Origin of the sequence: Myxococcus sp. CA039A (assembly GCF_013336645.1) — a bacterium.
GTDB classification, from domain to species: Bacteria; Myxococcota; Myxococcia; order Myxococcales; family Myxococcaceae; genus Myxococcus; species Myxococcus llanfairpwllgwyngyllgogerychwyrndrobwllllantysiliogogogochensis.
This window is the reverse complement of the sequence record NZ_JABUMQ010000429.1, coordinates 1-7,903: the sequence shown is the minus strand read 5'-3', so window position 1 is coordinate 7,903 and position 7,903 is coordinate 1. Positions and strand designations below refer to the sequence as shown.

General features: G+C 68.0%; 6 protein-coding genes and 1 pseudogene. 5 read left to right on the top strand and 2 right to left on the bottom strand.

What is annotated here, in order from left to right; genetic code table 11:
• The 3 genes and pseudogenes from HR086_RS42395 to HR086_RS42385 form a co-directional block, all read left to right on the top strand.
• Positions 1-213, top strand: a pseudogene (locus HR086_RS42395) (hypothetical protein); the annotation flags it as partial.
• Positions 214-343: 130 nt separating this feature from the next.
• Positions 344-1,042, top strand: a complete 699-nt coding sequence (locus HR086_RS42390; protein WP_141642339.1) for a hypothetical protein — start codon at positions 344-346, stop codon at positions 1,040-1,042.
• A gap of 11 nt (positions 1,043-1,053) precedes the next feature.
• Positions 1,054-2,007 (top strand): hypothetical protein, encoded by a 954-nt coding sequence (locus HR086_RS42385; protein ID WP_141642340.1) that lies wholly within the window; start codon positions 1,054-1,056, stop codon positions 2,005-2,007.
• Between the two features lie 246 nt (positions 2,008-2,253).
• Here HR086_RS42385 and HR086_RS42380 read toward each other — a convergent pair whose 3' ends face one another.
• Positions 2,254-3,183: a DUF4382 domain-containing protein gene (locus HR086_RS42380; RefSeq protein ID WP_174468470.1), complete on the bottom strand. Its 930-nt coding sequence runs from the start codon at positions 3,181-3,183 to the stop codon at positions 2,254-2,256.
• A gap of 213 nt (positions 3,184-3,396) precedes the next feature.
• On the bottom strand, positions 3,397-4,776 hold the full coding sequence (locus HR086_RS42375; RefSeq protein WP_174468469.1) for a sigma 54-interacting transcriptional regulator: 1,380 nt from the start codon (positions 4,774-4,776) through the stop codon (positions 3,397-3,399).
• Positions 4,777-4,836: 60 nt separating this feature from the next.
• Between HR086_RS42375 and HR086_RS42370 the strand changes: the two genes are divergently transcribed.
• Both HR086_RS42370 and HR086_RS42365 read left to right on the top strand, forming a co-directional pair.
• Entirely contained in the window at positions 4,837-6,825 is a 1,989-nt protein-coding gene (locus tag HR086_RS42370; RefSeq protein ID WP_174468468.1) for a protein kinase, read from the top strand.
• Positions 6,826-6,870: 45 nt separating this feature from the next.
• The coding region (locus HR086_RS42365) for a serine/threonine-protein kinase (protein ID WP_174468467.1) at positions 6,871-7,903 on the top strand (1,033 nt) is incomplete at its 3' end.

Sequence of the window (7,903 nt, the reverse complement as noted above, 5' to 3'; positions counted from 1 at the left end):
GTCCTGACGCTCGGGGTGGGGCAGCTCCTGTCGCTCATCTCCAGCATGCAGCCCGCTCGGCGCGAGGGCGCGGGGACCACGGCCATGGATCGCTTCGGCCGGTTCTTCCTGGGGCCGCTGTGGGAACGGTACGCACCGCGGGCCCAGTGGGGCAGCACCCGTGAGGTCGTGCTGGAGGCCCACGGGCCAGAGGAGCCACGGGCCCAGGCGTGAGTCAGAGGACATCTTCGACCCAGGTGGGGAAGGGTGCCCGGGAGAAGACACCCGATGGCGGCTTGCGCCATCCGAGGAACAGTGCGGAACGGCGCGGTTTGTGTGGCGCCCGCCAACGGCCTAACCTGCCATGTCCATGAAGGCGATCCTCGTCTCCCTCTTCCTGTTGGGCTCCACTCCCGAAGCCTCCACGCCGGCGCTCCCGCCGGAAGCGCTCGCGGCGCCGCCCATCTCCGACGACTCTCCGACAGCCTGGGCCTGCACCGTCGACACGCTTCGCGAGGGCAAGGAGTGCGTCTTCGAATCGGACGCCGCCGCCAGCGCGTCCGGTGCCGAACAGGCCACCGCGAACCGCAAGCTGCTCAAGGACATCTCCCGCGCCCTGTGCACGGAGGCGGTGGGCAATGCCCGCGAGGGTCGCACCGACGCGACGCTCATCGCGCTCTGTGAGCGCCGCTACGTCGCCGCCGCGGACCAGTGCGGGCTCGCGGGAGGCACGCCCATCGTGGACGCCAAGGGCCGTTTCGCTCCTGGGGCCCGGACCTGCTACCGCGGACTCTCCAGCGTCCTGCAGGAAGTCCAGCTCATGGCCACGGTGGCCGCGCCGTGCTGCGAGTGCGCCGCGCGTCGAGGGTGCCCCGGCACCGGAGACCGGTGCTACGCGGACGTGTCCCAGCAGCAGACCTCGCCCGCGACGCTCGCGTGCCTGAGTGAGCGCTGCGAGGACGTGTGCTCCGTCGTGCTGCCCGCGCCGACCGGCGCTTCTTCCGCCTCGCCCACCGCCCGTGAGCAGCAGCGCTCCTCGCGCTCGGGCTCCGCCTCGCTCTAGGAGTCAGCTCCATGCGCCACCATCCCTGGACTCTTCCGACCTGGGCCCTGTTGGGCTCGCTCGCCGCCGGTTGCGGGGCATCCCACTCCCACGTCACGTGGGCGGACTCCCAGCCTCGCGAGGACGCCCCGCTCACCCCGAAGGCCGCGGAGGCGCCGCCGCCCAGCGCGTCCGCCGACCCCAAGGCCTTCGCCGCGCGCTACCCCAATCCGGCGCTGTGTGAAGCCGCCGCGCGCAGGCTCCAGGCGGAGTCGCGGGACGAAGGCTGGGCGGGTCTCAAGGCCTGCATCGAGCTGACGCCCTTCACCCAGATTCGCGCGCTGCTGAGCGGCGCCTGGTCGGAGGACCTGCGCGTGCGTCCCGAGGCCGCCTCGCTCATCGCCCGGGTCGTGGCCCAGCGCGGAGGCAGCGTGTCCGGCGAGCTTCAGTACCTCCAGGAGCGGAAGATCCCCATCTTCTCGCTCGCGTCCGCGGTCGAGCGTCCCGACACGTACAAGGGGCGCTACGTGTTGCTGCGCGCCCGCGTGGCGGACCAGCGCTCCGAAGGGGAGAAGCCCACCGTGTGGCTCGTGGAGCACACGCTGGCCTCGGTGGAGACGAATGCGCCGGTGGGTTATGGCGAGAGCTACGACACCACCACCACGACGTCGGGAGACCTGGGCGGGCAGACGCAGCTCACCGGGCCGGGCCGGCTGGGCGGCAGCGTGAGCACGCGGGAGCGCGGCAACAGCTCCACGACGCGCAAGCACTACGACAACATCTCCGACGAGACGGGCCAGGAGGCCCTGGGGCGGCTGCAGGGCGCGGATCCATTCCTGGAGGCCCGCCGCGACTACGTGTTCCTGGCGCGGTTCGACGGTGTGAGGCTCACGTCGGGAGGCACCGATGACGATGCCGAGGCGCCCCGCATCCCGGTGCTGACCATCGTCAGCTACCACTCGCCCCAGCCGCTCGTCGTCTACTGAGCCGCTGTCGCTTCGAGCGCGGATAAAAAACGAGGCGCCGGGAACATGTCCCGACGCCTCGCCTGGGGAGCTGGCCCCGCGCCAACCCCACCTGATTCGAAAACCCTCGGAGAAAATCTGGGCCTTCAGGCGGGAGACCTCCGCCCCCGGGGATCGGCCACGCTGCACGTGGATTTTTCCTTCCCACGTGAGGGCCGTGCCCGGAGTCCCTGTGGGCAAGGGTAGGCGCGGGAGTGTTCGCGGGGCCTACTGGGGCTGGGCGCCACTCACGACGAAGGCCTGGGTGCTGTCACGGCCGGAGGCGAGCTGCACCGTCACCGGATCACCGGGCGTGGTGGAGATGCTCACGCTCGCCGGGGACTCCACGTCCACCTGGAACGTGCCCGGGATGAGGAACTTGAAGGTGGCCTCGAAGGTGCCGTCCGCGTTTTCATCGGTCAGCGGAAGCGTCTCGCGGCTGCCCGCGTCGTTGATGAGCACCGCGTGGAAGTCCGCGAGCGTCACCGCGGTTCCTTCCACCGTGGGGAGCACCACGCCGGCGCCGAGCTTCACCTCGACGGTGATGCTCGCGGACGCCGTCACCTCGGCCGCCTTGATGACGGGGCTCATCACCCAGCGGCCGGAGTTGCCCGCCTCCTTGCCAAAGCTCTGCGCCACGTCGAAGTCGACCAGGAGGATCTTCTGCTCGCCCTCGATGGTCAGCTTCTCGTCGAACTTCACCTTCAGCCCCGACGAGCCGTAGCTCGGCATGTGGAGCTGGCCGGCGACGACGGCGCCCTCGGGAAGTCCCGCGTAGTTGTTGGAGGTGGCGAAGATGGACGTGGAGCCATCCGCGTTCTTCGTCTCCAGGTAGCCGCCGGTGATGACGAAGCGGAGCTGGGAGTAGTCCCCGTCGGGAACGACGGCTTCGGAGACGAGCTCGGAGGTCGAGTTGGCCAGGTCCAACAGGCTGACGGTGACGGGCTCGTCGCGCAGGACGACGCGGCCGCCTTCCTCGTCGCCACCCTGGAGATAGATCTGCGAGATGGTGACCACCGCGGTCTCCACGCCGTCGCCGGGGGCATCGGTCAGCAGGATGGAGACTTTTCCGTCTCCGCTACCACAGCCCATCAGTGGCAACAGCAATGCGATGGCGAACCCCGCGATGAGGTTCGCACGGCGAGCATGAGTCAACATGGGGGGCTTGCTCCGGCAGGGGGCCGTGAAGACAACGGGCCGTTTCGACCGAAAATGACTCACGCCGGCGCCCATCGGCCACACGCGGAATTTCAGCCTTGGCTGCCCGCAGGGGCTGTAGGTGGAGAATTCCGGGATGTCCTGGGCAGGCGAGTCCTCAGGCTCACCCACCGTGGAGCCAGGGCTCACGGTGGGCGAGAGTCGCCCGTCGACTCAGGGGCCGCCCGAGTCGAGCCCGTGCTTGCGGAGCAGCTTGCGCAGATAGACGCGATCAATCCCCGCCTCGCGTGCGGCGCGCGACACGTTGCCCTCGCAGCGCTCGACGAGGTTGCGCAGGTAGTCGCGCTCGAAGCCCTCGATGAGCCGCTCCTTGGCTTCCTTGAACGGCAGGTCGAGCGCCAACGACTGGGTCGACTCGGAGTCGTCCTCCGGAGGTGGCACGGGCGCGGGCACGTCCGGAATGTCCGGCAGGGCCTCTTCACCCAGGCTCACCACGCGGTCCACCACGTTGCGCAGCTCGCGCACGTTGCCGGGCCACGGGTACTGCGTCAGCAGTGCGCGGGTGACGTCCGACAGCGCGCTGGGAGGCTTGCCCAGTCGCGCCAGCACGGTGTCGATGAGGAGCGGGATGTCGTCGGGCCGCTCGCGCAGGGGTGGCAGGACGACGCGCAGCACCGCGAGGCGGTGGAACAAGTCGCCGCGAAAGCGGCCCTGCTTCACCGCGCCCTCCAGGTCCTGATGCGTGGCGGCCACGACGCGCACGTGGAAGGTGCGGTAGTCATTGGCGCCCACGCGCTTCACCTGTCGGCGCTCCAGCACGCGCAGGAGGCGAGGCTGGACTTCCAGCGGAAGCTCTCCGACTTCGTCCAGGAAGAGGGTGCCGCCGTGGGCCCGCTCGAAGGCGCCGGCGCGATCACCGTGCGCCCCCGTGAAGGCTCCCTTCACATGGCCAAACAGTTCGCTTTCGAGCAGCTGCGGTGGAATCCCCGCCAGGTCGGCGATGACGAAGGGGCCCTTGCTGCGCATGCCATGCGTGTGGATGGCCTCCGCGCACAGCTCCTTGCCCGTGCCCGTTTCGCCCTGGATGAGCACGTCCGACTCGCCCTGGGCCAGCCGCTCCAGCAGCGTGAAGACCTCCCGCATGCGTCGGCTGTTGCCCACCAGCCCCCCGAAGCTGCTGCGGGAGGAGAGGGGGAGGGCTCTCGTCTTCTCTCCCTCCGGAACCAGCTTCAGCTCGGTGGTACCCAGGGTCAGAGTTGCCCCTGGACGAACCTCCAATTCGGAGAAGCGCATGCCCTCGCAGAAGGAGCCGTTGCGTGATCCAGGGTCCACCGCGCGCACGCCATCCTCGCGGACCTCCAGGACGAGGTGCTGCCTGGACACGGAGCGATCCGGCAGGACGATGTCCGACGTCGCTTCGGAGCCCACGCGATAGCGCCCGGGCGCCAGCGGGTACGTCTTTCCTGCGTCCGGCCCCGACAGCACCGCCAGTTTCACCCTGAAGCGGGGGCTCCTGAGTGCCGGTAGGGCATCGGTTCGAACCAGCGCGTCATCCCCGTCCTCGTCTCCCAGACTTGCCACGGTGCACAACATAGCACGGGGAGACCCAGGAAGTTCGGGCTCCCAGGATTCTGCGGTAGGTTCCGGATTGATATGGCCTTGCAGCCCGGCGACAGGTTCGGCCGATACGAGCTGGTGTCATGGCTTGGTCGGGGGGGAATGGCGGAGACGTGGCGGGCCCGGTGGATGGGCGACGCTGGCGTCACCAAGTCCGTCCTCATCAAGAAAGTGCTTCCGGAGTTCGTGGCGGACGACGCCTTCGTGTCGATGTTCATCAACGAGGCGCGCATCTCCGCCACGCTGTCCCATGGCTGCATTGCCCAGGTCTTCGACTTTGGTCGGGTGGAAGGCCAGTACTATCTGGCCATGGAGTTGGTGGATGGGCAGCCGCTCCACCACGTCCTGAAGCGCGCGCTGAAGACGGGCCTGTCGCGGATGCCCATTCCCCTGGCGACGTACATCACGTTGGAGATGTGCCGGGGGTTGCACTACGCGCACACGCGCACGGATGACAAGGGCAAGCCCCTGGGCATCGTCCATCGCGACATCTCTCCGGACAATGTCCTCATCAGCTACGAGGGTCAGGTCAAGATCGTCGACTTCGGCATCGCCAAGGCGCAGCTGGCGCGCAACTTCATGACGGAGCCCGGGGTGGTGAAGGGCAAGTACCTGTACTTCTCTCCCGAGCAGGCGAGGGGATACGAGGTGGACGCCCGCTCCGATGTCTGGTCGACGGGCCTGGTGCTGTACGAGATGTTGTGCGGGCAGCCCCCCGTCAGCGGCACACCGGCGGCGGTGATGATGCGCATGGCGCATGGGGAGTTTCCCTCGCCACGGGAGGTGCGCGAGGACCTGCCTGTCGAACTGGATGAGCTTGTCATGAGGGCGCTGTCGGTGGACCTGTCGGCCCGGTATGAGTCCGCGAATGCGTTCGCGGATGCGCTGGCGGCGTTCCTCTATTCCCACGCCCCGCGGTTCTCGACGATGAATCTGGCGTACCTGGTCCGGGTGCTGTTCCGGGGAGACATGGCGGTGGAGGGGAGGGAGCTGTCCGTTCCGGCCTCGTTCATCGATGAGCTGACCTTGTGGCGGGCGAGTGGGGCGCCGCCGGAGGTGCCGCCGAAGAAGGAGCGAGGGAAGAAGACCGCGTCGCGGGCCGAGACGGAGATGGACCTGGACCTGCGGTCCAATCAGCAACGGACGACGCGAAGGCTGTTGCCCGCCATGGGAGTGGGCTCCACCCATGCCACGGAGGAGACTCCGGAGACCCATGTGCCGGAGGTGCCCGCCCCGTCCAGCGGAGGCCTTTGGGGTTGGGGGCTGATGCTGGGAATCGCAGCGGTGCTGGTGGTCGGGACCGTGGCGTTTCCCGAGTACTACATCGCGGCCCGGTCGACGGTGATGCCGAATTCGAACCCAATGTCTGACCCCGGAACAGTGGCTCCGTACCGCCCCCTTGAGGTGTATCCCCCGGGCGCGACGAAGGCTGACGTGCTCCACGCAGGAGTCCTGCTCGACAGGGGGGATTTTCCGAAGGCGTCCTCCCTGGCGGAGAAGTGCCTGGAGGTCGCGCCGAATCATCCAGACTGTCTGTGGATCGCGGGGGCCAGCATGGCCCGCCTCAAGCAATTGCCCGAGGCCGAGGTGTACTTCAAACGCCTTCTCACGGAGCACCGCGACCACTCTCGAGCCGAGACGGCACGCGCGATGATGTCGGAGATGAAGTCCGAGCGGAAAGACGAAGCTCCGTCTGCCCCGACACCCGGCCCGTCCTCCGAGAGCACCCGAGTGACTTCAGTGAGTGCCATGCGCGCCGAGGAGTGGGCCAAGAAGTCGGCGGCGCTCATCAAGCAACAGAGGTTCCGAGAGGCGCTGGCGGCGGCCCAGCGCTGTATCGCCATCGCGCCCGAGGATCCCGACTGCCATTTGATGATGGGCATCACCCTGGCTCGCTTGGATGAGTTTGACACCGGGGCCGCGCACTATCGACGTTTTCTCAAGCTGGCACCTTCGGATCATCCGTACCGGAGAGGTGTCGAGTCCCAACTCCAGGACTACGACAGCCGATCCGGTTCCCGATGACCTGATTCCCACCGTCTGCCGTCAGGACATCCGGCAACTCCAGTCATGGCCCAGGACCGCAACGCACGCTTCGGTCGGTACGAGCTCCTGGCCCTGCTGGGGCGTGGAGGCATGGCCGAGACGTGGCGCGCGAGGCTCGTTGGCGCGGCGGGCGTCACCAAGCCCGTCCTCATCAAGAAGGTCCTCCTCGAGCACGTGAACAACGAGGACTTCATCTCGATGTTCGTCCGCGAGGCCCGCATCTCCTCCACGCTGTCCCACGGCAACATCGCCCAGGTCTTCGAGTTCGGCCGGGTGGACGGCCAGTACTTCCTCGCCATGGAACTGGTGGATGGCCAGCCCCTCCACCGCGTCCAGAAGCGCGCGGCGAAGCTGGGCCTGTCCCAGTTGCCGGTGCCCCTGGCCACGTACATCGCCCTGGAGATGTGCCGGGGGCTGCACTACGCGCACACGCGCACGGACGACAAGGGCGCGCCGCTGAACATCGTCCACCGGGACATCTCCCCCGACAACGTCCTCATCAGCTACGAGGGCCAGGTCAAGATCGTCGACTTCGGCATTGCCAAGGCGCGCATGTCGCGCAGCTTCAAGACCGAGCCCGGCATCGTGAGAGGGAAGTACCTGTACTTCTCCCCGGAGCAGGCGAAGGGGCGCGAGGTGGACGCCCGCTCCGATGTCTGGTCCACCGGCCTCGTGCTGTACGAGATGCTCTGTGGACAGCCGCCCATCACCGGCACGCAGGCCTCGGTGATGCTGCGCATGGCCTATGGCGAGTTCCCCTCCCCACGGCAGGTGCGCGGAGATCTTCCCGTCGCGCTGGATGAGCTGATCATGAAGGCGCTGTCGGTGGAGCTGTCGACCCGCTACGAGTCCGCGAATGCCTTCGCCGACGCGCTGGCTGGCTTCCTGTATTCGGTCTCTCCACCGTTCTCGACCATGGACCTGGCGCAGTTGGTCCGGGTGCTGTTCCAGGAAGACCTCGCCGAAGAGGGCCGCGCGCTGTCCGTGACAAGCGCCTTCCACGAGGAACTCGAGGTCTGGCGCTCCCACGCCGCCAGGGTCCGCCCACCCCCGAAGC

Coding starts and splice junctions, on each gene's coding strand:
- HR086_RS42375 (WP_174468469.1), bottom strand. CDS start 4,776: ATGTTGTGCACCGTGGCAAGTCTGGGAGACGAGGACGGGGATGACGCG.
- HR086_RS42380 (WP_174468470.1), bottom strand. CDS start 3,183: ATGTTGACTCATGCTCGCCGTGCGAACCTCATCGCGGGGTTCGCCATC.
- HR086_RS42370 (WP_174468468.1), top strand. CDS start 4,837: ATGGCCTTGCAGCCCGGCGACAGGTTCGGCCGATACGAGCTGGTGTCA.
- HR086_RS42385 (WP_141642340.1), top strand. CDS start 1,054: ATGCGCCACCATCCCTGGACTCTTCCGACCTGGGCCCTGTTGGGCTCG.
- HR086_RS42390 (WP_141642339.1), top strand. CDS start 344: ATGTCCATGAAGGCGATCCTCGTCTCCCTCTTCCTGTTGGGCTCCACT.